The organism is Ruegeria sp. HKCCD9138 (assembly GCF_057220975.1).
Map to the genome: position 1 here is coordinate 220696 of NZ_JBWVAZ010000003.1, position 26473 is coordinate 247168.

Consider the following 26473-nt stretch of genomic DNA (forward strand, 5'->3'; position numbering starts at 1 on the left):
CCTACAGGCGTTAGTTCGTGTTTGTATCTGCCTGCGCGTCAAGGGCGGCATAGCCCTCGGGCAGGTCAATTTCGTAGAATGTATACGACAGAGTGATCGTATGAACATACCTGGCTTCCAGATCTTCGACCATTTCCGGATCGACGAAGAAAGTCACCGGCATCTGCACCCGCTCGCCGGGCTCCAGCACCTGCTCTTCAAAGCAGAAACAGGCTATTTTCTGGAAATAGCCACCGGCTGAATATGGTGCCACGTTGTAGGACGCCTGCCCGGCAATGGGGCGGTCGGTCGGATTGTAAGCCTCATAAAATGCCAGCCCCGTCTCGCCGATGCGCACTTCCATCTCACGTTCGACCGGCTTGAACTCCCAAGCCATATCCTTGGCTTTCGAGGCATCAAAGCGGACCGTCACGGTCCGGTCCAGAATGTCCTCGGGCGCCGTCTCGGCCACACCGGTAGTTCCGCCGAAACCAGTGACGCGGCAGAACCAGTCATAAAACGGCACAGCGGCCCAGGCGAGGCTGCCCATCAGCACGACCACGCCTACTGTCTGCACTACGGTTTTCTGCGGACCCGACAGTGCCATCAGTTCTGCACCTCTTGTGTGGCCACACCGAAATCAGTGCCTGAAACTTTGACAACCGTCAGGCCGAAAATGATAACGATGAACGCGGCCAAGGTCAGGCCCACGCCAAGGTTTCGACCGAACCGACGTTGATGCAATTCATGGCTTTTCCGCAGACTCATGACCAGCCTCCCAACCCATAAGGTTTCAACAGCGCCTCAGCGAGAATTGCGCCGAAGTGCAGGAAGAGATAGAGCAACGACAGCTTGAAGAAAGTGCGTTCGGCCTTGAAGTTATCCGCCTCTGCTTCTTCCTCTGACCGTCGCGAAATCCGCCCTGCACCTCGCAGGAACAGGGCGTTCATCACCAGTGCGACAGTCAGGTAAACCGGCCCGCCAATGTCGGAAAATGCCGTGCCGATGGCCAATACCGCCAGCAACCCGGTGTAGACCAAGATATGCGTGCGGGTCGCGCGGCGGCCATGAGTGACCGTCAGCATCGGAACACCTGCATCGTCATAATCAGACCGCATGAACAGGGCCAGCGCCCAGAAATGCGGAGGGGTCCACATGAAGGTCAGGGCAAACATCAGCCATGGTTCGATCGACATCGATCCGGTGGCCGCAACCCAGCCGATCACCGGGGGAAACGCTCCGGCTGCGCCACCGATAACAATGTTCTGCGGTGTCAAGCGTTTCAGCCACATCGTGTAAACGACGACATAGAAAAAGATAGTGAAGGCCAGAAAAGCGCCTGCGAACCAGTTCGTCGCCAGGCCCAGCATGATGACGGACAACCCCGACAGAGCCAGTCCAAGCGCCAGAGCTTCGCCTTCTTCGACTTTACCGGACGGGATCGGGCGCCCTTTTGTGCGCTTCATCACTTTGTCGATATCCGCATCCCACCACATGTTCAGGGCGCCGGAGGCGCCACCGCCGATGGCGATGAACAGGATCGCGCAGAATCCGACGAACGGGTGCACAGGGACCGGAGCAGCCAGCAACCCCACCAAGGCGGTGAACACGACCAGCGACATCACACGCGGCTTAAGCAGGGCGAAGTAATCGCCAAAGCTGGCCTCGTCCGCGTGGGTCTTGGCGGTCACTGTGCTGGCATTGATGCTTGCGTCGCTCATGTCCGGTCCTTCAGGGGCGAAAGCTGCGCGAATGCCGCGCAGCCCGTCTTATTCAACGCGCGGGTGCTGGCCCGCGCCGGATCTTAGTTCGAGGCAACCTGGTAAACGGCAGGCTGGCCCGCATACTCTTCCAGAGCGCCCTGCAGCCACTGCTCATAAGCCTCTTCGCTGACCACTTTGACGGTGATCGGCATGTAGGCGTGGTCCTTACCGCAGAGTTCCGAGCACTGACCGAAATAGACACCTTCCTTGTCGGCCTGGAACCACAGTTCGGCCAGACGTCCCGGAACACCATCCTGCTTCACACCAAAGGACGGAATCGTCCAGGAATGGATCACATCGGACGCTGTCACCTGCATGACGATGATCTTGCCAACCGGCACAACCACTGCGGTGTCCGTCGCCAGCAGCCACTCGTCTTCACCGTAGCCCGCATCGGTCAGCTTGGCGCGCATGGCGTCATCCAGAACAAACGGCGTGACATCTGCATCCTCAGGCCGCGCGCTTTCGTCCAGTGTGGCCGGGTGCCCCAACAGATAGCTGTCGAACGCAAAGTCATGATCAACGTATTCGTAGGTCCAGTACCACTGGTTGCCGACCACTTTGATGACGACGTCCCCTTCGGGAATCTCCTGCTGTTTGAACAGAACCGGCAGCGAGAAAGCCCCGATAAAGACCAGAATCAGGATCGGGCCCAGGGTCCAAGCGATCTCGACCGGGGTATAGTGCGAGAATCGCGCGGGTGTCGGGTTCACGCGTTGGTTATAGCGCACGATGCAGTAGACCAGCAGGCCCGCCACGAACAGGCAGATGGCGGTGATGATCACCAGAATCATTCCGTCCAGACGATGAATCCCCTCGGCAAGGCTGGTCGCCGCAGGCTGGAAACCCATGCCGCCATCGACCGGCTTGCCAATAATCTCAAGCTCCTGAGCCATGGCGGGAAGGCTGGAGAGGGCAGTTGCAAGCCCCGAAAGCATCAAAGCATTCTTCATGTTCTGTCCTGATCGTTTGATCTTTGCGTCCCTGGCGAAAAGGCGTGAATCGGTCACACCTCACCCGTTGTCTTTGGCCGCGTTAAAAACCATATTCCTGCGGGTAGATAAAGCAAAATGCTTGCGTCAAACAGACGCTATTTTTGATCTGGATCAAACCCGAAAGGTCCCAACCGATGCCCAACGACCCGTTTCGCCCCTTTGAGAGCGCCCTTCCGAAGGACGAAGCCCTGTCAATTCTACAGGGTGCGACCGCTGGCGCCGAGGATGGCGAACTGTTCGTAGAGCGCCGAAAATCCGAGTCTCTGGTGTTTGACGACGGGCGATTGCGCACGGCATCTTATGATGCGTCCGAAGGGTTCGGTCTGCGCGCCGTACAAGGTGAGGTAGCCGGATATGCGCACGCGACAGATGTCTCGATCCCTGCTTTGAAACGGGCTGCGGAAACCGCACGTCTGGCTGTTGGTGACGGCGGTGGAACGCTGGCCGAGGCACCGCGCGCCACAAACATCCGACTCTATACGGATGAAGACCCGATCGAGTCCGCGGATTTCCCGGTCAAGATCGAGACCCTCCGCGCCATTGATGCCTTCGCCCGTGACCTCGACCCACGGGTCGTTCAAGTCAGCGCAACGATCGCCGCCGCCGTACAGGAAGTGGAAATTCTGCGCCCCGACGGCGTTCTGGTCCGCGATGTGCGCCCAATGACCCGGCTGAATGTCTCGGTCATCGTTGAACAGAACGGTCGTCGGGAAAGCGGCTCGGCTGGCGGCGGCGGTCGGGTCGGTCTGGATGGGTTGATCGATTCTGCCGACTGGCAGGACAAAGTTCGCGAAGCGTTGCGAATTGCCATGGTCAACTTGGAAGCCGTCCCCGCCCCTGCCGGCGTGATGGAAGTCGCGCTTGGTCCCGGCTGGCCGGGCATTCTGCTGCACGAAGCCATCGGCCACGGGCTTGAGGGTGATTTCAACCGCAAGGGCAGTTCGGCTTTTGCCGGTCTGATGGGAAAACGGATTGCCTCAAAAGGCGTGACGGTGGTCGATGACGGCACGATTGCCGATCGGCGCGGCTCGATCACAGTGGATGACGAAGGCACGCCCAGTTCACGGACCGTGCTGATCGAAGACGGCGTACTGACAGGATATATGCAGGACCGACAAAATGCCCGCCTGATGGGCGTTTCGCCCACAGGCAATGGGCGGCGGCAAAGCTATGCGCACAAACCCATGCCACGTATGACCAACACAATCATGCTGGGCGGCGATTCCGATCCAGCCGCGTTGGTTGCCGATATCAAAGATGGCATCTGGGCCGTTGGGTTCGGCGGCGGTCAGGTGGATATCACCAACGGTAAATTCGTGTTCTCTTGCACTGAGGCTTATCGCGTCGAGAACGGCAAGATTGGCGCCCCTGTGAAAGGCGCGACCCTGATCGGAGACGGCCCGTCAGCGCTCAGGCGTATTCGCGGGCTGGGCAACGACATGGCGCTGGATCCCGGCATGGGAACATGTGGCAAGGACGGCCAGTGGGTGCCGGTTGGAGTGGGACAACCGACTGTCCTGATGGACGGTCTGACCGTCGGCGGATCGGCTGCCTGAGTCGCCGTCCACACCAAATGCGCGCGGCGCAAGGTTAACTTGACGCCGCGCGCTCCGAGGATTCGCTCAACTCTGCGCGTGTCGAAACGCAAACGGAACACAAAACTTTCCGTTTAAAATCAAATATATATAAGATTACCCCTCAAAATTCTCGGAAGTTTTGCATAGAATTTTCGCGGATTCACAAGCTGTTAACCCCACATCCCGTAAACCAGTTCTGCAACCAGGCGGAGCATCGGATGACCGAAGAGCAGCTTTCTTCCAATCACCCCACACTCCCACCCACCACGGAAGAGGATCGGTTTTCCTGGCTTCGTCTGTTGCGCTCGCGCAAGGTTGGCCCGGCGACGTTTCGTCGGCTGCTGCGCGAACATGGCTCGGCGCAGAACGCGCTGGCCGCGCTGCCGGAAATGGCACGCGCCGCCGGAATCGAAGGGTATGAAGTCTGCCCGCCCGGCGTGATCGAGGCGGAACTCAAGGCCGCAAAAGCCGCCAAGGCGCGGCTTCTGTGCCTTGGGGCCGCCGACTTTCCTTCAGCCCTGCACGATGTGACCGACGCGCCGCCTCTACTATGGGCGATAGGCGATACCTCGGTACTGAAACGCCCGGCGATTGCCATGGTTGGCGCCCGCAATTGCTCGTCGCTGGGCGCGCGAATGGCGCGCGGTTTGGCAAAAGAACTGGGTGAGAAGGGATACATCGTGGTGTCCGGACTGGCGCGCGGCATTGACACTTCGGCCCACCTTGCCGCTTTGGATTCGGGCACTGTCGCCGTTATGGCCGGGGGCGTCGATGTGGTCTATCCGGCGGAAAACACGGACCTGGCGTGCAGTATCATCGAGAACGGATTGCGTTTGTCGGAACAACCGATGGGCGTCACCCCACAGGCGCGTCACTTTCCGCGCCGCAACCGGATCATATCCGGGTTGGCTCAAGCCGTTGTGGTCGTCGAAGCCGCAGCGAAATCGGGCAGCCTGATCACGGCGCGCGACGCACTGGATCAGGGGCGCGAGGTGCTGGCTGTTCCCGGCCATCCCTTTGACGCGCGAGCCGCGGGCTGCAACCTGTTGATCCGCGATGGCGCAACTCTGGTTAGGTCTGCCGCCGATGTCATCGATGCATTGCCGCCGCAAGGTGACTTGTTTGACTCTCCTGCGTCGGACCCAGTTTTTGACAATGATGAACGGCCCCATACGGATGCAAGGGAGTTACACGCACAGATACTGGCGCGACTTGGACCGTCCCCGATTGCAGAAGACCAATTGCTGCGCGATGTCTCGGCCTCGGCGGGTGAAATCGGACCCGCGCTGGTCGAGCTGGAACTGGACGGGCGAATCCACAGACAACCCGGCGGTCTTCTGTCACTGGCAAGCTGACGCTTGGCGCAGTCGGCGCGAAACCGAATGTATCTGACTGAAATCGCCGCATCTTTCGAAGAATTCAAGGAACGCATTGACAATTCCGCCTTCCCCCACACATTTTGCACGGCCATAGAAGGCGCCAAATTCGTCGAGCGAGGTTTTCCCCTAAATGCCCGTAGTTGTTGTAGAATCCCCGGCCAAGGCAAAAACGATCAATAAATATCTGGGGCCCGACTACACGGTTCTGGCCTCGTACGGCCATGTTCGCGACCTGCCGCCCAAGGACGGATCGGTCGATCCAGACCATGAATTCTCGATGAAATGGGAAGTCGGGAATGACAGCCGCAAACACGTAAAGGCCATCGCTGACGCGCTGAAAGAAGACAACGCCCTGATCCTCGCCACCGACCCTGATCGCGAGGGTGAAGCAATCAGTTGGCACTTGCAGGAGGCGCTGACCAAGCGCCGCTCGATCAAGAAGGACACGCCGGTCAGCCGCGTCACGTTCAACGCCATCACCAAGGAAGCGGTGACCCAGGCAATGCAGAACCCGCGCGAGGTGGATATGCCCTTGGTCGAGGCCTATCTGGCCCGCCGCGCGCTGGACTATCTGGTAGGATTCAACCTGTCGCCGGTTCTGTGGCGCAAGCTGCCAGGCGCGAAATCCGCCGGAAGGGTGCAATCGGTCTGCCTTCGTCTGATCGTCGAGCGCGAGATGGAGATCGAGGCGTTCAAACCCGTCGAATACTGGTCGGTCCGGGCGCTGTTCGAAACACCGCGCGGTCAGACTTATGAGGCGCGGCTGGTCACGCTGGCCGGCAAAAAACTAGACAAGCACGATCTGGCCAACGCCACTCAGGCCGAATTGGCTGTGCAGGCGATCACCAGCCGCGCGCTGAGCGTCACCTCGGTCGAGGCCAAGCCAGCCGCGCGCAACCCCAGCGCACCGTTCATGACTTCGACGTTGCAACAGGAGGCCAGCCGCAAATTCGGTATGGGCGCGCGGCACGCAATGCAGGTGGCACAACGGCTCTACGAGGCCGGCTACATTACTTATATGCGGACCGACGGCATCGACATGGCGCCCGAGGCCGTGGCTGCTACTCGTGAGGTAATCGCCGACCGGTATGGTGCGGAATATGTGCCGGACAGCCCGCGGATGTATAAAAACAAGGCCAAGAACGCTCAGGAAGCCCACGAATGTATCCGCCCCACGGATATGTCGCGCGATGCCAAGGCGTTGAAGGTGACCGATGAAGATCAGCGAAAGCTCTATGATCTGATCTGGAAACGCACCATTTCCTGCCAGATGTCCGCTGCCCGTCTGGAGCGCACGACAGTCGAGATCGGCAGCGACGACGGTCAGGTTGGCCTGCGTGCGACCGGTCAGGTGGTGTTGTTCGACGGCTTCATGCGTGTTTACGAAGAAGGCCGCGACGATGTGGCCGATGACGACGAAAAACGCCTGCCCCAGATCGCTCAGGGCGATCCTGCCCCGTTTGCCAAGACCTCGCTGCGCGATCAGTTCGCCAAGGCGACGAGCGGCAACGGCGACAAGGTCGCGAAAGAGGCTATTCTGTCCGAAAACGAGTCCGTGCTTGCCCTGCAACACCACACACAACCCCCACCGCGCTATACCGAGGCAACTCTGGTCAAGCGGATGGAGGAGCTGGGAATCGGGCGGCCGTCGACCTATGCCTCGATCGTGACCACGATTCAGGATCGCGGCTATGTGCGCAAGGACAAGAACCGGCTGATCCCCGAGGAAAAGGGTCGGATCGTCACGATTTTCCTGCTGAACTTCTTCCGCCAGTATGTCGGGTACGAGTTCACCGCGAACCTGGAAGAACAGCTAGACGATGTCAGCGCCGGTGATCGGGATTACAAGGACCTTTTAGGCAAGTTCTGGCGCGATTTCTCAGCGGCAATCGGCGAGACATCTGAACTGCGTATTTCCGAAGTGCTGGACAAGCTGGACGAGGCCTTGGCGCCCCAGCTTTATCCCCCGCGCGAAGACGGCTCGGACCCGCGCATCTGCCCGAAATGCGGTGTTGGCCGGTTGCACTTGAAGACGTCGCGCACCGGCGGATTTGTGGGCTGCGGCAATTACCCGGAATGCAACTATACGCGCCCCATCGCAGGAGAGGGCGCGGAAGGTGACGAACGTTTGCTCGGCGAAGATGCAGGCGATGAGATCTGGCTGAAATCCGGTCGCTTTGGTCCCTATGTCCAGCGCGGTGAGCCAACACCCGAAAACAAAAAGCCACCGCGCGCGTCGCTGCCGCGCGGATGGAGTAAGGACGACATGGATCTGGAAAAGGCGCTGACCTTGCTCAGCCTGCCGCGTCAGATCGGCGAACATCCCGACGGAGGGATGATCAGTTCAAATTTCGGGCGCTTCGGGCCGTATCTGATGCATCAACTGCCGGACGAGGCGAAACCGGTATATGCCAACCTGAAGGACCCCAACGACGTGTTCGAGATCGGCATGAACCGGGCGGTGGAGTTGCTTGCCGAAAAACGCGCCAATCCAGGGCGGCGTGGACAGGCGGCGGCGAAACCGTTGAAAGAGCTGGGCGAGCACCCTGACGGTGGCGCGATTCAGGTTTTGGATGGGCGCTATGGGCCTTATGTGAAATGGGAAAAGGTCAACGCGACCTTGCCCAAGGACATAAAACCCGAGGACGTGACGCTGGAAATGGCCGTGGAATTGGCCAACGAAAAGGCGGCCAAGAAGGGAACCAAGCGGAAAGCGGCACCGAAAAAGAAAGCAGCGGCCAAGAAGGCAAGCAAGAACGCGGCAGGCTGAACCGGTCGTGTGGCCGGCCTCGGTCGGCTGCGTTAGGTAGAAATACCACTGACCCCTTGGTTTCATTGACTTCCCCGTGACGTGGCGGCACAACCTGCCCATCACCATGTCATTGGGGGAGTTTTCCATGAAGAAAATCTATGCCAATGCCACCGAGGCACTCGATGGGGTGCTCGAGGATGGCATGCTGATTGCCGCAGGCGGGTTCGGTCTGTGCGGCATTCCCGAACTGCTGCTGGAAGCGATCAGGGAGTCGGGCGCTCAGGACCTGACCTTTGCCTCGAACAACGCGGGCGTTGATGATTTCGGTATCGGCATCCTGCTGCAGACCAAGCAGGTCAAGAAGATGATCAGCTCTTACGTCGGCGAGAACGCGGAATTCATGCGTCAGTACCTGGCCGGGGAACTTGAGCTGGAATTCAACCCGCAAGGAACACTGGCCGAGCGTATGCGCGCGGGTGGTGCGGGCATCCCCGGATTCTACACCAAGACCGGCGTAGGTACGGTGATTGCCGAAGGCAAAGAGCATAAGGATTTCAACGGCGAGACCTACATCATGGAAGAGGGAATCTTTGCCGACCTCGCCATTGTCAAAGCCTGGAAAGCCGACGACACCGGCAACCTGATCTTCCGCAAGACTGCGCGTAACTTCAATGTACCTGCTGCGACCTGCGGCAAGGTCTGTATTGCGGAAGTCGAGGAAATCGTTCCCCGCGGCTCCTTGGACCCGGACTCGATCCACCTGCCCGGTATCTACGTGCATCGCATCATTCAGGGCGAGCACGAAAAGCGCATCGAACAGCGCACCACCCGCAAGAAGGAGGACGCATAATGCCCTGGGACCGCAATCAGATGGCCGCCCGCGCGGCGCAAGAGCTGGAAGACGGCATGTATGTGAACCTCGGCATCGGCATTCCGACGCTGGTGGCGAACTATGTGGGGGACAAGGACATCACCCTGCAATCCGAAAACGGCATGTTGGGCATGGGCCCCTTCCCCTTTGAGGGCGAGGAAGACCCCGACCTGATCAACGCCGGCAAGCAGACGATCACCGAATTGTCCCGCACCTCGTACTTCGACAGCGCCACATCCTTTGCAATGATCCGGGGCGGCAAGATCGCCGCGGCCGTTCTGGGCGCGATGGAGGTGGACGAGGAAGGCGATCTGGCCAACTGGATGATCCCCGGCGTGCTGGTCAAAGGCATGGGTGGCGCGATGGATCTTGTGGCCGGTGTGGGCCGTGTGATCGTGGTGATGGATCACACCAACAAGCACGGCAAGTCCAAGCTGCTGAAGAAATGCACTCTGCCCCTGACCGGCAAAAAGGTCGTCAACCGCATCATCACCAATCTGGGTGTTCTGGATGTGGTCGAAGGTGGCCTGAAAATCGTTGAACTTGCTGAAGGTGTCACCGAGGATGAGATTCGGGCGGCGACCGAGGCGAAAATCGTCAACTGACGTCCCACCAGAGTTAAGGCCCGCCAATCGAGCGGGCCTTTGTTAGTTCAGTGTTTGGAATACGCATCCATCCGAGATCAACTCGGGCGGCGTGGCGCATAAGGCCTTGGCCACCTGAAAGGCGGCCAACACCTTGGGAACGTAGTCGCGTGTTTCCGCATAAGGCGGCACTCCGCTGTGCTTGTGCACAGCCCCCTCACCGGCATTGTATCCTGCCAGAACCAGAATCGGGTCGTTGCCGAACTCTTCCATGAGCCAGTTGAGGTATTTGACTCCTCCGGCAATGTTCTGCTCGGGCACGAGGCTGTCCTTGACGCCGAATCTGGCCGCCGTTGCAGGCATCAATTGCATCAAACCCTGCGCCCCGGCAGAACTAACTGCTTTATCCCGTCCAGCCGACTCAACAGAGATCACCGCCAGCACCAGCGCCGGAGAAACCTTGGTTCCAACGGTTGAGCGAAGGATATCCACGCCGCGCTTCTGCGCAATGTCCTGAAGCGTCTGCAGTCGTGGCGACGCTACTCCGGTCGACGCCAAAGCCTGAATTGCTTCGGTCAGTCGGCCAGAACTGGCATTTGCCAGATCCGGAGAAACTCGGTTCCAGAACGCTTTGTAAGAGCCAACGGGTTTAGAGGCAGCCCCGGCCTGTGGCAGGTTTCCTGGCGGGACTTTGGTACGCGCGATAATTTTAGGTACGACCAATTCTGCACCGGTACTGGGCGCTGAAGGTTGCGCTGCATGTTCTTCAGGAGAGATTTGAACGGTCACACGGGGACGGCTGCCCGGTTTGGGCGCTTTGATACGTTTGTAAACACCGCGCGGTTCCTGATCGGCGGCGAACACTGTGGACGCATCGGTCGTCAGCAACACCGCAGCAATTGCGCTCACAAGAGCGTTTCTAAAAACCATCTTTGCCTGCCTCAATTCGTCTTTTGGTTGAATTTGAACTCTGAATCGGCCTGCAACGCCAGAAAAACAAAGCGAATTGGGGCAATTTTGCCTCATTTGGCGCAATTTTGCACCGCCTGGATACGTACCAACAGAAAAGTTCAAACTATTTTTTGTTTAAAATCTGATGGTTACAAAAATCCCCAACAAAAAGTTAAGCTTAGAGAGAAAAAAATGCCGTTTGGCCCAATTCCTGCCACGCCGACCCGTCAAACATAGTGCCATACCGAGACGATCGGGAGCGGACTGAGAGAGAATGCTCTGGAAGACGCCGAGGTTAAATTACTTTTGATCCTTTAGGAGGGACGTAACATGATCAAGTTCATCAAGAACTTCCGTAAAGACGAAGACGGCGCCGTAACCGTTGACTGGGTCGTTTTGACCGCAGCCGTTGTTGCTCTGGCAGCCATCGCATACAACCAAGTTCGCACCGGCACCAGCGATCTGGCGGGCGACGTGAACAGCGCCCTGCAGGGTGCAAATGTTGGCTCGATCAACCTGGGCAACAGCAACTAATCCGCGACTGCGGAATAGCCTAACTGTATCGACGTAAAGTCGTGTGTGGGGGTCATGTCTTGGATAGAGGCATGACCCCTTGTTTTTAACCACTGTTGAATTGGTGACCTTATGCTGACCCAACTAAAACTCTTTGGGCCGGATGAAAGCGGCGCAATTACAGTCGACTGGGTAGTGTTGACCGCAGGCATTGTTGGCCTGGGAGCGTTGATGTACTACTACCTGAGTGGACCAATTGAAGAGATCGACAGAAAAAACGGGGAAGCCCTCGCGAACATTCAGGTCGATCCGATTTCCTTCGACTAATTGACCAGCGCTGGGCACTTCCGCTCAGATTTCGCACATCATTTCGCGAAATAGCTTACAAAATTCAGGATTGTCCCATTTTTGAACACAATTGGGACTTACTGTGAATTTCGAACAGAAGTGATGCTGGGCATCTTGGTATCGCAAACAAAGAAGAGACGAGGGACAAATGCGAGCTGTTTTTGGACTTGTTCTGGTTATCGGGGTCGCCCTGGCTGGGGGGGCTGTCTATTTGGCCCGCGACTATATTTCAGAGAATCAGGCCCAACTGGCACTGGAGAGGCAACTGCGTGAAGAGGCACTGGCCAACGTCAAATCGGTTCCGACCGTTGGCGTTATCGTCTCCAATCGATCGCTTCGGTACGGGGAAAAGCTGACACAAGAAGATGTGCGTGTCGTGCATTGGCCGGAAGACGCGATTCCCGAGGGGTCGTTCGTGGATTTGGCCGCGCTCTTTCCAGAAACCGGCAACAATGACCGATTTATCCTGCGAGCGATGGAAAAAGACGAAGCCGTGATGGAAGTGAAAATTACAAGACCCGGTGAAGCAGCCGGGCTTACCTCGCGTCTCGAAAAGGGCATGCGCGCATTTGCCATCAGCGTTGACGTATCCTCTGGTGTGTCGGGTTTCCTGCGCCCAGGCGACAGGGTCGATGTCTATTGGACCGGATCATTGCGCGGCCTGGTTGATGGGGCGGGAGGAGAAATCACCCGTTTGATTCAAACCAACATCGAGTTGATCGCCGTAGACCAAACCGCTGGGTCGGACATCACCGGAGCGACGATTGCTCGCACAGTCACCGTTGCCGCGACACCGGAACAGATTGCGGCGCTGGCCCAGGCTCAGAACACCGGGCGGCTGTCACTGGCATTAGTAGGGGTACAGGACGAAACAATCGCCAGCGCGGTAGAAGTCGATCAGAGGAAGCTTCTGGGAATCAAAGAAGCGGCACCGGCTCCCGTTAAAGCTGAAAAGAAGGTTTGCACCATTCGTACCCGTCGCGGCGGCGAGACAGTGGAGACCCAAATACCCTGCACAAACTGACGCCTAATCAGACTGTTAGGTAGTGAGGGCCGCGCATTCTGCGCGGCCCTCTTCGTTGCATTGTTGCGCATTATCCACATAAGGAAAATTCCAGAAACCATTGATTATTGCAAAAAAACTGGTTTTCGCGCAGGGTTCCGAGACATAGGGCACAAGACCCGAAAAAACATAGTGGTGATCGGAGAGGCAGGTCACATGACAATACGTTCCTGGATCAGCGCAACCCTAATGGGGTTGACGCTTGTTATGGGCCCGATCGGCGACGCCGCTTGGGCTGAAAATCTTCGCGTGGTGAAAAAGGGGACGGCGGAATCGCTGGATGTCCCCATTAACCGCGCGATCGTAGTGGAAAGCGAAGTCCCCTTCGCTGAACTCAGTATCGCGAACGCTGGTATCGCGGATATCTCATCGCTTTCAGAACGCACAATTTATGTTCTGGGTAAGGCGCCGGGTCTGACGACGCTGACGCTGTTTGACGGTGCCGGTAATCTGATCACGAATGTTCAGGTTCGTGTTTCACCGGATGTCACAGAATTTAAAGAACGGCTGCGTCAGATTTTGCCTAGCGAACAAATCGAGGTTCGCACCGCAAATGACGGGATCGTGCTGTCCGGTACAGTGTCCAGCAGCGCGAAACTGGCCCGTGCCCTAGAACTCGCCGAGCGGTATGCGCCCGAGCGCGTTTCGAACCTGATGAATGTCGGCGGCGTTCAGCAAGTGATGCTGAAAGTGCGCTTTGCCGAAATGAATCGGTCCGTCGCCAAGAGCCTGACGGCATCACTCGGTTTCGGCGGTGGCGATGTCACTGGTGGTTTCAATACTTTGAACACGCAGGGTGCTCTGACCAACGCTTTGAATAATAATATCCCGTTAACCCAAACCAACACAGGCGCAATTCTGTTTGGCTTTGGCGCTGGATCGACGCAGGTCCGGTTGTTACTGGAAGCCCTTGAATCCAAAGGGATGGTTCGCAGTCTCGCGGAACCAAACCTGTCTGCGCTTTCCGGTCAGGAAGCGATATTCCTTGCAGGCGGAGAAGTACCGATTCCAGTGCCGCAGGGCGATGGTGTGGTCGCAATCGAGTACCGTCCATTCGGGGTCCAGCTCGACTTTGTTCCTCGTGTCGTGGATGGAAACCTGATCAATCTCGAACTGACCGCCGGTGTTTCGAGTATCGACCCCAACTCCAACACGTCCATCAACGGCGATCCCGTTCCGACATTCATTGTTCGTCAGACCAGCACAACAGTTGAACTGCGCGATGGTGAGAGTTTTGCGATTGCAGGTCTGCTTCAGGATGATTTCACCGATCTGAACAATCAGATTCCATGGCTGGGTGACGTACCCATTCTGGGCGCGCTGTTCCGCAGTGCTCAATACCAACGTGAGCAGAGTGAATTGGTAATTATCATTACCGTGCATCTGGTGACACCGACTCGGGGCGAGGCGCTTGCCCTGCCCACGGACCGTGTGAAACCGCCCAGCGAGTTTGACCTGTTCATTAACGGCCAAACCGCACGAACAGAGCGCGCGGGCAACGGCGCAGCCTCAGAAGTGGCCAAACAGGACTTTGGCAGCTCCTACGGCTACGTCCTGGATTGATTGGGAGGATTGACCAATGCAGAAGTGGATCATCATCCTGGGTCTTACCGCCTCATTCGCAGGTTGCACCCGCGAAGCCGGCTATGAGATTGACCAGGGCGCATTCGGAAATGCGACACTGAACAATATCCAGGTCACAAACGGTGAATTGTCCTATGCTCAGATACTGGGCCAGCGTTTTGCCGCCGAGGTTCCAACACAGATCAACTTTGCCTTTGACAGTGCACAGCTTGATGCATCGGCTCAACGTATTCTGTTGCAGCAGGCCGATTGGATCAAACAATTCCCAGAGGCTCGGTTCCGTGTATACGGCCACACCGACGCCGTAGGGTCTGTGGCCTATAACAAAGCCTTGGGCCAGCGCCGCGCCAATGCGGCGGTTGCATTCCTTACCCGGCAGGGCATCTCGCGGAACAGGTTGGAAGCGGTTGTTTCCTTCGGCAAGTCCAGACCCCTGATCGATACACCGAACAGGGATCGGCGTAATCGCCGCACAGTCACCTCAGTTTCCGGTTTCGTTGATCGGCACCCGCAACTCCTGGATGGCAAATACGCCGAAGTCATTTACCGAGAATATGTCGAGAGCGCCGTACCAAGAAGCGAATTGACTTGGCAGCCCGATCTCGGCGGTGGCGACGAGTAAGACAATAAAACGTGATTGGGCGGCATCGTCGCCCAATTCCCAACAATTGGTTCTTTTGCGCCTAAATCTCGCCCAACTTTCAAGCGACATTGAAAACAATAGGGTGACCTGCGGCCAGGATTGACCGCACCAGGGCGACAGCAGACCAGAACATTTCTTCCAAAGATTGTGCGGTTTGCTCAGCCCTCTCTACGAGGATTGTGTTAATGACGAGCGCGACGCCGCAAGACGAAAATACAAGCATTCTGGCCTGCACCGTCAGCCGGGACGTTCAGAATTTCGATCTTCTTATCGAAGATATGGAAGCCTCGCTGGGGGAAAGGTGGGGTGACCTGGGATTTGCCGAAGCACTCGCATTTTTTAGCCAGCCCGAGGCCGAGTCGTTGCAGTTTATCGCTCTGGCCCTTGATGGCGAGGACGAAGACAACCTGACCCTGATGGGCGAGATCATCACCCAGGCCAAAGAAAAAGGCATCAAGGTCGTATTGATCGCAGAAGATGTGACGCCTGCTTCACTGCACCAGCTGCTGCGCAAAGGTGCAGACGAATTTGTCCCCTACCCGCTTCCCGAAGGTGAATTGCAGGAAGCTATAGATCGGATGAATCAACCCGATCCGGTCGTCGCCCCTCAGGCTGCAGTTACTCTGTCGGACAGTTCAGCGAAGGAAGGCGCCCTGTTTGTTGTACAGGGACTGGCCGGTGGCGTGGGTGCAACAACTTTGGCCGTCAACCTTGCCTGGGAACTTGCGACTGTATCTGACAAAGACGCACCCAAGGTCTGTTTGATCGATCTGGATCTGCAGTACGGTACCGTTTCGACTTATCTGGACCTTCCCCGGCACGAGGCAGTGTTTGAAATGCTGTCGGACACTGACACTATGGACGAGGAAGTCTTTGGTACGTCACTGCAGACATTCGAAGAAAAGCTTCAGGTCCTCACGGCACCCTCCGATATGGTTCCATTGGACATTATCACGCCCGAAGACGTCCAGCGGGTGATCGACACGGCCCGCGCGCATTTTGACTATGTGGTTATCGACATGCCGAAAACGTTGGTGCATTGGTCCGAAACAGTTTTGCAGGCCGCCCATGTTTATTTTGCTTTGCTCGAACTGGACATGCGATCTGCCCAGAACGCGCTGCGACTGAAACGCGCGCTGCAGGCCGAGGAACTTCCGTTCAACAAGCTGCGGTTTGCGATGAACCGGGCACCCAAATTCACTGATCTCAGCGGCAAGGGTCGGGTCAAACGCATGGGCGAAAGCCTGGGCATTTCGATTGACTTGCTTCTGCCGGATGGTGGCAAGCAGGTCATGCAAAGCGGTGACCACGGTCTGCCCCTGGCAAGTTCCGCCGCGAAAAACCCGCTTCGACGGGAAATCGCAAAGCTAGCGCAATCGCTTCATAGCCTGGGCAGCAGCAGCGCCGAGGCCGCATAGCACGAAGGGGAGCCGCCGTGTTTTCAAGATACAAGAAACAACCCGCCGCGCAGCCAGTAGATGCGCAACCACAAGCTCGGGCAACCGCTGCGACTACACCTGAAGCACAGGTTTCGCAAAGCACGGCAATGGTTCGGAAACCGATCAAGAAAAAGGTGGCCGAGGTTGTCGGCACCGACAAAGAGCGTAAACGCAAAGAGCGTTTGGGCGAGATCAAGCTGGAACTGCACCGGGAACTGCTCGAAAATCTCAACCTCGCTGCGCTGGAAAATGCCGCTGAGGCAGAATTGCGGGCCGAGATCAGTGCGATTGCAAGCGAAGTTCTGGAAGCCCGCAACATTGTTCTTAACCGTGAAGACCGCACGCAGCTGAACAAAGAGCTCTATGACGAAGTCACAGGGTTGGGACCGCTTGAGACCCTTCTACAAGACGATTCCGTCAACGATATTCTGGTGAACGGCCCGCAACAGATTTTCGTGGAACGCGCGGGCAAGCTGGAAATCAGCGACATTACATTCAAGGACGAAAAGCACCTGATGCGGATCATCGACAAGATCGTGTCCGCCGTGGGTCGTCGTGTCGATGAATCCAACCCGTATGTTGACGCCCGTCTGGCCGACGGCTCGCGTTTCAACGCCATGGTGCCGCCAATCGCGGTGGATGGTTCGTTGGTTTCCATTCGTAAGTTCAAAAAAGACAAGCTGGGCATTGACGATCTGGTTAGTTTCGGCGCGTTTACCGAGGAAATGGCCGCCTATTTGCAGGCTGCCGTGTCCACCCGCCTGAACATCATCGTTTCGGGCGGTACCGGTTCCGGTAAAACGACGACGCTGAACGCACTTTCCAGTTTTATCGACGACGCTGAACGTATCCTGACCATCGAGGACACAGCGGAACTCCAGCTTCAACAGACGCATGTGGGTCGGATGGAAAGCCGCCCGCCAAACGTCGAAGGCAAAGGGGAAGTCAGCCCACGCGACTGTCTGAAGAACGCCCTGCGTATGCGCCCCGACCGCATTATCGTGGGCGAGACACGCGGCGCCGAAGTGATCGACATGTTGCAGGCCATGAACACCGGTCACGACGGCTCGATGACCACGATCCACGCCAACTCGGCCCGTGACGGGATCTCGCGTCTGGAAAACATGATCGCCATGGCCGGGATCGAAATGCCGATCAAGGCGGTGCGTAGTCAGATTGCCTCGGCTGTGAACCTGATTGTACAGGCCAGCCGCCTGCAGGACGGTTCGCGCCGCATGACCTCGATCACCGAGATCACCGGTATGGAAGGCGACGTGATCTCGATGCAGGAAATTTTTAAATTTCAACGCGTTGGACTTACTCCGGACAACAAGATCATCGGCCATTTCACGGGAACAGGTGTGCGCAGCCACTTCTCGGAACGCTTCCGTCTGTGGGGCTTTGATCTGCCGGCGTCCATCTACGACCCAACCACGATGTAGGAGACCAGGGTTATGCAACTCCCAACAGAGGCGCTTATCTATGTCGCCATATTTGTCGGCGTTCTTGCTCTGGTCGAAGGTATCTATCTGGTCGCCTTCGGAAAATCCATCAGCCTGAACAGCCGGGTCAACCGCCGCCTCGACATGATCGACAAGGGTGTCGGTCGCGAACAGGTTCTGGAACAGCTGCGCAAGGAAATGCGGCAGCACATGAAAAGCCAGAGCATTCCGCTTTATTCCCTGCTGGCGGACAAGGCGCAGAAAGCTGCGATCGCTTTCAGCCCACGGCAACTGATCATGATCATGGCCCTGGTTTCGGGCATGGCTTTCATGGCGCTTAGCATCGGTACGGCGACTGACGCTGCCCTGCGTGCAGCGATTTCGGTCGCCATCGGTGTTGGTGCTGTCTATGCCTGGGTCAACAACAAGGCCAAAAAGCGGATGGCTCTGATTGAAGAGCAGCTTCCGGACGCAGTGGAACTGATGGTCCGCTCGTTGCGTGTCGGTAACCCTTTCGCATCTTCCGTTCAGATTGTCGCGTCAGAGGTCGAAGACCCTCTGGCGACGGAGTTCGGCGTGATTTCGGACGAAGTTGCCTATGGTCGGGAAGTCGGCGAAGCACTCAAGGAAATGGCTGAACGCCTGGATATGCAGGATTTGCGCTTTCTTGCGGTTGCGGTGTCCATTCAGCAGCAATCTGGTGGTAACCTTGCTGAAATTCTGGCCGGCCTGGCCAAAGTGATCCGCGCCCGGTTCCGCCTGTTCCGCCGCGTCAAGGCGATCACCGCCGAAGCACAGTGGTCAGGGAAATTCCTGTCCGGCTTTCCCGTGGCCTGTCTGGTGTTCATTCTGGTCAAGGATCCGAACTACTATGACTCGGTTCTGGATCACCCGTATTTCATTCCGGCATGTTTCTTTGTCGGCATCATGCTGACGTTGAATCTGATCGTCATGCGCATTCTCACCAACATCAAGGTCTGAGGTCACTGCCATGGAAATCCTTTCGCAAGCAAATGAGTTTCTGACACAACACCTTGGTGAGTTCGGCCCTCTGATCGTTATCGGGGTCTTGGGTCTTTTCATGATCCTGATCACCATTCCGATGATCCTGAATCAGCCGGAAGACCCGTTAAAGAAACTGCAGCGGTCCAATACTCCGCCCAAGAAAAGCAAGAAAGACAAGAAAGAGCGCCTCCGCAACTCGGGACAGAACGAACAACTTGAGAAGTTTGCGAACTTCCTAGAGCCGAAGAGTCAGGAAGAATACTCGGCGGTGCAACTCAAACTTCGTCAGGCGGGGTATCAATCCAAAGACGCGGTGCGGTTTTTTCATTTCGCCCAGTTTGCGTTGGGATTGGCCGGGCTTCTGATTGGAGTCCTGTTGGTGACCGTCTTTGCCGGCGATCAGGAATTCGATGCTCAGCAACTTCTGATCCGGGTCCTTGTTCCTGGCGCCATCGGCTATTTCATTCCCAAGTATTGGATCACCCGTCGCGTGGCCGAACGTGAAGAGGCAATCACAGCCGGCTTCCCGGACACTCTGGATCTGATGCTGGTCTGTGTCGAGGCCGGCCAGTCCCTGGATCAGGCCATTGTGCGCGTCGCTTCGGAAATGAAGGCGTCCTACCCCGACATCGCGCTCGAGTTCGAAGTTGTCGCCCACGAAATGAAGGCGGGTAAAGAAAAGGACTCGGTCTTGCGTGATTTTGCGACACGATGTGGCGTGCAGGACGTCAGTGCCTTTGTCACCGTGATGATTCAGTCGGCAACATTCGGTACATCAATCGCCGAGGCATTGCGGGTCTACGCCGGAGAAATGCGTGACAAGCGCGTGATGCGCGCCGAAGAGGCCGCGAACAAGTTGCCAACCAAAATGACACTTGCCACAATGATGCTGACCGTGCCTCCGTTGCTGGTCATTCTTGTGGGTCCTTCGGCAAAAGGTCTTACGGAGTTCGGCAGCGGCGGTGGAACAACCACCGGACTTTGACACCCCGATGAACCCGGCAATTTCTGCTGCCCTCGGACGGCTTCGAAATGCAGCTCAGGCCATCATGGTATTCGCCATGGTGGCCTCTTGCACAGATGACGGATTCGGCGACGATCCTTTCGCACCAGGGGTTGATCCAAAAGGGGCACCCATTGATGAAATCGCGGTTGGCAATCGTTTGATGGCTGCGGGCGAATATGAACTGGCGCTTGAATCATTTACCCGTGCTGCCCTGAACGAAGGGATGACGCCTGAAGTTCTGACATCCATCGGCACGGCAAATCTGGGGCTGCGCCGGCTAGGGCAAGCGGAACCTCTGTTGCGTCGTGCTGTCAAAAACGAACCAGATTGGCCCGTGGCCTGGAACAATCTTGGTGTCTTTTTGATGGAAACCGGTGAATACGCCGAAGCGGCACAGGTCTTTCGGCAGGCTTACGCGCTGGACAATGGCGAAAGTGACGCAATCCGTGACAATCTGCGGTTAGCACTCGCAAAAATGGAAAATCCTGCTAATAATACCCCTCAAGAACAAGAATTTGAGCTGGAGCAACAAGGGAACGGAGAATTCCTGTTGCGTAAAATCCAGTAACAGAGGCAAGAGCAGTAGAGGACGCAAAAATGCGCCAACCCTTCTTGATTCCGACCATCGTTGCGTGCGGGGTGGTTCTGACCGCCTGTGCAAAAGAAACCGAAGAGGAAAAGGTCGAACGCACCTTTCAGGAAGTGAACGTCATTGACGAGACCAACCTGAATGACGTGATGCTGAGCGCCGCCAATCCGAACGAAGCCGTAACCTATTTCCAGGGCGCGGCGGCCAAGAATCCCGACAGAATAGACCTGCAGCGTGGGCTGGCTTTCTCTCTCACGCGGGCCAAACGCAGCACCGAGGCCGCCGCCGCATGGAAGCGTGTCACTCAAATGAAGGGTGCAAGCAACGCGGACAAAGTCGAGTACGCCGATGCGTTGGTGCGCAGCGGCAACTGGAACGGCGCCAAGACGACACTGGATTCCATTCCTCCGACCTATGAAACATTCAAAAGGTATCGGCTTGAGGCTGTCGTCGCCGACTCGAACAAGGACTGGAAACGTGCGGATCAGTTTTATGAAACCGCTGTGGGCCTGACAACGCGCCCGGCCGGTGTCATGAACAACTGGGGATATTCCAAGTTGACCCGGGGTCAGTATTCCGAGGCTGAACGCCTGTTTACAGAAGCAGTCCGCCAGGACAATTCCCTGTTCACTGCAAAAAACAACCTCGTCCTGGCGCGCAGCGCGCAGCGGAAATACAGCCTACCGGTTGTTCCAATGAGTCAGACCGAGCGTGCGCACCTGTTGAACACGATGGCCATCTCGGCGGTCAAACAGGGCGACATTAAAACAGCCAAAAACCTGTTCCGCGAGGCAATCGCCACGCATCCTCAGCACTACGACGAAGCTGTCCGCTCTCTCCGCGCGCTCGAGGAAGCCTGATCCATGGCCATACCGGCGCTGGCGGCGGCATGGTTCTTACCTTTTGTGCTGCCGATCTGCTTTTACGTGGCGTTCACGGACATGCGTGAAATGCGGATCAAGAACCATGCAGTTTTGGTGCTGGCGCTGGTCTTCGTCGTCGTAGGTTTTTTCGTGCTGCCTCCGTGGTCCGGAGCGTGGGTCTCGGGCAATGTTGGGCCACTGGCTTTGACCCTGCCCGTATATGTCTGGCAACTGCTTCATATCATTGTTGTTTTGCTGATCGGGATTGTTTTGAACGCAGCCGGTGTCATGGGGGCCGGGGACGCCAAGTTTTGTGCCGCTGCGGCCCCGTTTATCTGGCTGGGAGACGTGCTTCTGGTTCTGATCATCCTGATGGCAACGACGCTTGCCTCTGTTGCCGCACACAGGCTGGCAAAACACACAAGGTTGCGCCAAATCGCGCCACATTGGGAAAGCTGGGACAGCGGCAAGAAGTTCCCCATGGGTTTCACATTGGCCGGCGCGCTGTCCATCTATTTGATTCTGGGCATAATTAACGGATCGTAAACAATCATAAGCCCGCCTTGCCTGCGCCTTGGTCATGCCACAAATCCGCGCCACATTTTCCCAAGCTGCCCCGCGTGGGGCGATTGGTGTGACGACAGGACAGACGAGCGACGCTCATGAATATGCAGACCACCGCCGTTATGGCCCCTCCTGCCCCCAAAGGGTTGGGCGAAATGCAACTCCCGCTGGTGATGATGCGGGATATTCTGCTGAAAACAATCTTTCGCAAAAACGTGAATACCGTCACCGAAGTGGCCGAGGCGATCTGCCTACCGGGTTCCGTGACCCAGGAACTGATCGACATCGCGCGCGAACAGAAGCTGATCGAGGCAACCGGCACGCTGAATGCCAACAGCGGCAACGAGATGGGGTACCAATTGACCGACGCCGGCAAGGCGCGTGCTCTGGATGCGCTCAGCCAGTCGGAATATTTCGGCGCCATGCCTGTACCGCTTGACGTGTATCGCGAGCAGGTAAAGCGTCAGTCGATCCGCAACATTCAGGTCACCCGAGATCAACTGACAGGTGCGATGGGCCATCTGGTCCTGCCCGACAGCTTGCTGGATCATCTGGGTCCGGCGGTTAGCGCCGGACGTTCGATCCTGATGTATGGCCCGCCGGGTAACGGTAAATCGTCGATTTCTAACGGGATTCGCGACGCGCTGGGGGACAATGTTTATGTCCCGCGCGCCATCGAATATTCCGGTCAGGTGATCACCGTTTACGACCCGATCGTGCACACGGCCATTGAACAGGAAGCCGACGACCCCAACAGTCTGCGCCGCCGCAAACGTTTCGACACGCGATATGTGCAGTGCGAACGTCCGACTGTTGTGACCGGTGGTGAACTTTCGCTCAGCATGCTTGACCTGGTCTACAACCCGACCGCGCGAACGTATCAGGCGCCTTTGCAGCTGAAATCGACCGGTGGCATCTTCATCGTGGACGACCTTGGCCGTCAGCAGGAACCGCCCCAGGCGTTGATCAACCGTTGGATCGTCCCGCTGGAAGAAAGTAAGGACATTCTTGGCCTGCAGTCGGGAGAAAAGTTCGAGGTTCCATTCGATACGCTGGTCATCTTCTCGACCAACTTCCACCCGAATGAAATCTTCGACCAAGCGGCCCTGCGCCGTATCTTCTTCAAGATCAAAATCGACGGCCCGAACCAGGAGAACTTCCTGAAAATCTTTGCAATGGTGGCCCGCAAACGCGGTATGCCGCTGGACGAGGCGGCGCTGGTGCATTTGCTGAAGGTCAAATACCCGACCATCAACAACATCTATGCGAACTATCAACCGATCTTCCTGATCGACCAGATGATCTCGATCTGCGAATTCGAGGGCATCCCCTATCAGATGAGCCCGGACCTGATCGACCGCGCCTGGTCCAACATGTTCGTCAAAGACGAGAAAATCGTAAAATAACGCCATGCCAATCCGGCGCGGAGACGGGTAGTCTGCCTCCATGACGCAGATTCCCGCCCGGATTCAAGACTGGTTCACCGCCAGGGGTTGGTCCATCCACCCACATCAGCAAGACATGTTCGACCGTGCGCGCGACCCCGCAACCTTGCTGATCGCGCCTACCGGTGGCGGCAAGACCATGGCCGGGTTTTTGCCCACCTTGGCGGAATTGTCCGGTGGGTCTTATTCGGGTTTGCACACAATATACGTCTCGCCACTCAAGGCTTTGGCCGCGGATATCCGACGCAACCTGCGCATCCCGGTTGATCAAATCGGCTTGCCTATCCGGATTGAAGATCGCACCGGCGACACTTCGGCCACGCAAAAGAAACGGCAGCGAGTGGATCCGCCCCATATCCTGCTGACGACGCCCGAAAGCCTGGCTCTGTTGACCTCATATGAAGACGCGCCGCGCATGTTTGCCGGGGTGGAGCGAGTGATCGTCGACGAGATTCACGCCCTTGCTGAAAGCAAGAGGGGTGACCAGCTTATGCTGGCTCTGGCGCGCCTTCAGACCCTCTGCCCAGATCTGCGTCGAGTCGGGCTTTCCGCTACTGTCGAAGACCCCGAGGCGATTGCCCGCTTTCTAGCCCGCCATCCGGATCCATGTGAAATCATTCAGGCGGACCCCGGTCCCGACCCCGACATTTCGATGCTGGAAACTACGGAAATGCCACCCTGGTCCGGCGGTGGGGCCGCTTATGCGATCCCCGCCGTTTTGGACCAGATCAGGCGCCACAAAACAACGCTGGTCTTTCACAATACGCGGGCTCAGGCCGAGATATTCTTTCATAATCTCTGGCTTGCCAATGACGAAGGGTTGCCCATCGGTATTCATCACGGCAGCCTCGACCGACAACAGCGCGAACGGGTCGAAGCTGCCATGGTACGCGGAGACCTGCGCGCGATAATCTGCACCGGCAGTCTGGACCTGGGCATTGACTGGGGAGACGTCGATCTGGTGATCCAGATTGGCGCGCCCAAGAACGTCAAGCGGCTTGTGCAGCGGATCGGACGCGCGAACCATCGCTACAACGCGCCTTCCAAGGCTCTGCTGGTGCCTGCAAACCGGTTTGAGGTGGTCGAATGCGTCGCAGCCCTTGAAGCTGCGAGGGCTCATGAACTGGACGGTGAACCGCGCGGCCGGGGTCCAAGGGATGTCTTGTGCCAGCATATATTGATCACCGCTGCCGCGGGTCCGTTTCAGGCCGATACGCTGTATGCAGAAATGACTAATGCCGGTCCCTATGCGCATCTTTCCCGGGCCGAGTTCGACGCTTGCCTCGACTTCTGTGCCACCGGTGGCTATGCGCTGCGCGCCTACGACCGCTGGCAACGGCTGCAACAGCGACCCGATGGTTCATGGCAATTGCGCGATCCCCGGGCGGCGCAACGTATCAGGATGAATCTGGGCACGATTCAAGACACCGACACCCTGAAAGTTCGCCTGAAACGCAATCGGGGGGGCAAGCCTCTGGGCGAAATAGAAGAAGGCTTTGCCGCGTCACTTACGCCCGGTGACACATTCCTGATCGGCGGGCAGATCGTGCGTTACGAAGGCCTGCGCGAAATGGTGGTCGAAGTCAGCCGGCGCGCAGACAAAAAGCCCAAGATTGCAACCTTCATGGGCACGAAGTTCGCCACATCCACACAGCTAAGCGACCGAATTCTGCGCATGTTCGCCTTGCCTGACTGGCCGCAGCTTCCGCCCCACACGGCCGAATGGCTGGCTCTGCAGCGAGACATGTCCCGCCTGCCCCAACGCGACCGGCTGCTGATCGAGAGCTTTCCAAATGACGGCCGCGAAAACCTTTGCGTCTATGGATTTGCCGGACGCAACGCACAACAGACCTTGGGCCTGCTGCTGACCAAAAGAATGGAGGAAACGGGTCTCGCTCCGCTGGGGTTCGTAGCTACGGATTACGCCACGCTGATCTGGGGGCTGGATGCGGTGACCGACCCACGCCCCTTGTTCAATCTGGATGCTCTGCGTCAAGGGTTGGAGACTTGGCTGGCAGGGAATGCCGTGATGAAACGTACTTTCCGCGCTTCGGCCACAATTGCCGGTCTGATTGAACGCAACACCGGCGGTCAGCGCAAATCGGGTCGGCAGGCGACGTTTTCGTCCGACATCCTTTACGATACACTACTGAAATACGACCCCGACCATCTTCTGATGCAGGTTACCCGAGAAGAAGCCATGCGGGGCTTGGTTGATTTCGGGCGAATAGAAGCGATGATTGCCCGTATTGGCGACAGGATCGACTTGATGCGGTTGAACCGTGTCTCGCCCCTTGCCGCGCCACTGTTTCTGGAAGTTGGGAAAGTCCCCGTCAAAGGCGCCGCCGAGGAACGGTTGCTGGCGGAAGAAAGTGCACGTCTGATGAGCGCGGCCGGTCTGACCATGGGTTGAACCCACTTGCAAATCCGAATGGAAACGGCAAAGAACAGATCATGAACGCTTTTGAATTCTCGTTTTCCGGCCAGCGCATGATTGCATTGGGGACAGGCGCTTTGTGGTGGCCCAAGCAGGACTTACTGTGTGTTTCCGATCTGCATTTGGGAAAGTCCGAGCGTATAGCCCGGCGTGGCGGCCCTGTCCTGCCTCCGTATGACAGTCGCGAGACGCTGAACAGGCTAGCAGCGGATTTGACACGGGCGAGTGCGAAAACGGTTGTCTGTCTGGGCGACAGCTTTGACGATCTGGATTCTTCCCGCTCAATGGACACGGCGGACAGATTACAGGTTACTTCACTGCAGGCAGGTCGGCGATGGATCTGGATCGAAGGCAACCACGATCCGGGTCCGGTTGAACTCGGCGGAGAGCATTTGACGGATTGGTCATGCGGACCGCTGACCTTTCGCCACATCGCGCAAAAAGACGCCAAATGCGAAATCTCGGGTCATTATCACCCTAAGGCACGAATAAGCGTCAGAGGCCGTTCGATCACCCGCCCCGCGTTTCTTATGGACAGCAGAAAGTTGATCCTTCCGGCCTACGGTACCTATACCGGCGGGCTGCGCAGCACTGACGGGGTGCTGTCCGCATTGATGGCTCCGGATGCGCAGGCCATTCTGACCGGACCTCAACCGCAGATCATTCCGATGCCTCGCTAGG

Annotated in this window: 25 protein-coding genes; 20 read left to right on the forward strand and 5 right to left on the reverse strand. The window is 57.3% G+C overall.

What is annotated here, in order from left to right:
* Positions 1-10 precede the first annotated feature (10 nt).
* The 4 genes from AC2TEL_RS06920 to coxB all read right to left on the reverse strand — a co-directional run bounded on the left by AC2TEL_RS06920 (position 11) and on the right by coxB (position 2695).
* A complete protein-coding gene (locus tag AC2TEL_RS06920; protein ID WP_480840663.1) occupies positions 11-586 on the reverse strand; it encodes a cytochrome c oxidase assembly protein in 576 nt (191 codons plus the stop codon).
* Positions 586-747: a hypothetical protein gene (locus AC2TEL_RS06925; RefSeq protein ID WP_480840665.1), complete on the reverse strand. Its 162-nt coding sequence runs from the start codon at positions 745-747 to the stop codon at positions 586-588. The genes AC2TEL_RS06920 and AC2TEL_RS06925 overlap by 1 nt, the downstream gene beginning before the upstream one ends.
* Positions 744-1700: a heme o synthase gene (cyoE, locus tag AC2TEL_RS06930; protein ID WP_480840667.1), complete on the reverse strand. Its 957-nt coding sequence runs from the start codon at positions 1698-1700 to the stop codon at positions 744-746. Before cyoE ends, AC2TEL_RS06925 begins: the two co-directional genes overlap by 4 nt.
* An 83-nt stretch (positions 1701-1783) precedes the next feature.
* A complete protein-coding gene (gene coxB / locus AC2TEL_RS06935) occupies positions 1784-2695 on the reverse strand; it encodes a cytochrome c oxidase subunit II (protein ID WP_480902850.1) in 912 nt (303 codons plus the stop codon).
* Between the two features lie 176 nt (positions 2696-2871).
* On the opposite strand from coxB, the gene tldD reads away from it, so the two are divergent.
* The 5 genes from tldD (at position 2872) to AC2TEL_RS06960 (ending at position 9921) form a co-directional block, all read left to right on the forward strand.
* Entirely contained in the window at positions 2872-4293 is a 1422-nt protein-coding gene (gene tldD / locus AC2TEL_RS06940; protein WP_480902853.1) for a metalloprotease TldD, read from the forward strand.
* A gap of 239 nt (positions 4294-4532) precedes the next feature.
* Entirely contained in the window at positions 4533-5669 is a 1137-nt protein-coding gene (dprA, locus tag AC2TEL_RS06945; RefSeq protein ID WP_480902856.1) for a DNA-processing protein DprA, read from the forward strand.
* Between the two features lie 154 nt (positions 5670-5823).
* A complete protein-coding gene (gene topA, locus AC2TEL_RS06950) occupies positions 5824-8463 on the forward strand; it encodes a type I DNA topoisomerase (RefSeq protein ID WP_480902858.1) in 2640 nt (879 codons plus the stop codon).
* Positions 8464-8590: 127 nt separating this feature from the next.
* On the forward strand, positions 8591-9295 hold the full coding sequence (locus AC2TEL_RS06955) for a CoA transferase subunit A (protein WP_480840677.1): 705 nt from the start codon (positions 8591-8593) through the stop codon (positions 9293-9295).
* Positions 9295-9921, forward strand: a complete 627-nt coding sequence (locus AC2TEL_RS06960) for a CoA transferase subunit B (RefSeq protein WP_480902860.1) — start codon at positions 9295-9297, stop codon at positions 9919-9921. The genes AC2TEL_RS06955 and AC2TEL_RS06960 overlap by 1 nt, the downstream gene beginning before the upstream one ends.
* A gap of 42 nt (positions 9922-9963) precedes the next feature.
* Here the strand turns inward: AC2TEL_RS06960 and AC2TEL_RS06965 are convergent, their stop codons facing one another.
* Entirely contained in the window at positions 9964-10830 is an 867-nt protein-coding gene (locus AC2TEL_RS06965; protein WP_480902863.1) for a lytic transglycosylase domain-containing protein, read from the reverse strand.
* A gap of 351 nt (positions 10831-11181) precedes the next feature.
* Between AC2TEL_RS06965 and AC2TEL_RS06970 the strand changes: the two genes are divergently transcribed.
* The 15 genes from AC2TEL_RS06970 (at position 11182) to pdeM (ending at position 26472) form a co-directional block, all read left to right on the forward strand.
* Positions 11182-11385, forward strand: a complete 204-nt coding sequence (locus tag AC2TEL_RS06970) for a hypothetical protein (RefSeq protein ID WP_480840683.1) — start codon at positions 11182-11184, stop codon at positions 11383-11385.
* A gap of 111 nt (positions 11386-11496) precedes the next feature.
* Positions 11497-11691, forward strand: coding sequence for a hypothetical protein (locus tag AC2TEL_RS06975; RefSeq protein ID WP_480840685.1), 195 nt, complete (start codon positions 11497-11499; stop codon positions 11689-11691).
* A gap of 169 nt (positions 11692-11860) precedes the next feature.
* Positions 11861-12736, forward strand: a complete 876-nt coding sequence (cpaB, locus tag AC2TEL_RS06980; protein WP_480840687.1) for a Flp pilus assembly protein CpaB — start codon at positions 11861-11863, stop codon at positions 12734-12736.
* Between the two features lie 195 nt (positions 12737-12931).
* Positions 12932-14338 carry a type II and III secretion system protein family protein gene (locus tag AC2TEL_RS06985; RefSeq protein ID WP_480840689.1) on the forward strand — a complete coding sequence of 469 codons (1407 nt, stop codon included), beginning with the start codon at positions 12932-12934 and terminating at the stop codon, positions 14336-14338.
* Between the two features lie 16 nt (positions 14339-14354).
* Positions 14355-14981 (forward strand): OmpA family protein, encoded by a 627-nt coding sequence (locus AC2TEL_RS06990; RefSeq protein WP_480840691.1) that lies wholly within the window; start codon positions 14355-14357, stop codon positions 14979-14981.
* 206 nt (positions 14982-15187) lie between these two features.
* Complete coding sequence (locus tag AC2TEL_RS06995) at positions 15188-16420, forward strand: CpaE/TadZ family protein (protein WP_480902865.1); 1233 nt, start codon at positions 15188-15190, stop codon at positions 16418-16420.
* A gap of 17 nt (positions 16421-16437) precedes the next feature.
* A complete protein-coding gene (locus AC2TEL_RS07000) occupies positions 16438-17883 on the forward strand; it encodes a TadA family conjugal transfer-associated ATPase (protein WP_480902868.1) in 1446 nt (481 codons plus the stop codon).
* A gap of 12 nt (positions 17884-17895) precedes the next feature.
* Positions 17896-18864, forward strand: coding sequence for a type II secretion system F family protein (locus AC2TEL_RS07005; protein WP_480840697.1), 969 nt, complete (start codon positions 17896-17898; stop codon positions 18862-18864).
* A 10-nt stretch (positions 18865-18874) separates the two neighbouring features.
* Positions 18875-19873, forward strand: a complete 999-nt coding sequence (locus AC2TEL_RS07010) for a type II secretion system F family protein (RefSeq protein ID WP_480840699.1) — start codon at positions 18875-18877, stop codon at positions 19871-19873.
* A gap of 64 nt (positions 19874-19937) precedes the next feature.
* Positions 19938-20462: a tetratricopeptide repeat protein gene (locus AC2TEL_RS07015; protein WP_480903094.1), complete on the forward strand. Its 525-nt coding sequence runs from the start codon at positions 19938-19940 to the stop codon at positions 20460-20462.
* Between the two features lie 29 nt (positions 20463-20491).
* A complete protein-coding gene (locus AC2TEL_RS07020; RefSeq protein WP_480840701.1) occupies positions 20492-21343 on the forward strand; it encodes a tetratricopeptide repeat protein in 852 nt (283 codons plus the stop codon).
* Positions 21344-21346: 3 nt separating this feature from the next.
* Positions 21347-21892 (forward strand): prepilin peptidase, encoded by a 546-nt coding sequence (locus AC2TEL_RS07025; protein ID WP_480840703.1) that lies wholly within the window; start codon positions 21347-21349, stop codon positions 21890-21892.
* Positions 21893-22008: 116 nt separating this feature from the next.
* Positions 22009-23316, forward strand: coding sequence for a P-loop NTPase family protein (locus tag AC2TEL_RS07030; RefSeq protein ID WP_480840705.1), 1308 nt, complete (start codon positions 22009-22011; stop codon positions 23314-23316).
* Positions 23317-23356: 40 nt separating this feature from the next.
* Complete coding sequence (locus tag AC2TEL_RS07035) at positions 23357-25768, forward strand: ligase-associated DNA damage response DEXH box helicase (RefSeq protein WP_480902869.1); 2412 nt, start codon at positions 23357-23359, stop codon at positions 25766-25768.
* 41 nt (positions 25769-25809) lie between these two features.
* Positions 25810-26472 carry a ligase-associated DNA damage response endonuclease PdeM gene (pdeM, locus tag AC2TEL_RS07040; protein ID WP_480902871.1) on the forward strand — a complete coding sequence of 221 codons (663 nt, stop codon included), beginning with the start codon at positions 25810-25812 and terminating at the stop codon, positions 26470-26472.
* Position 26473 lies beyond the last annotated feature (1 nt).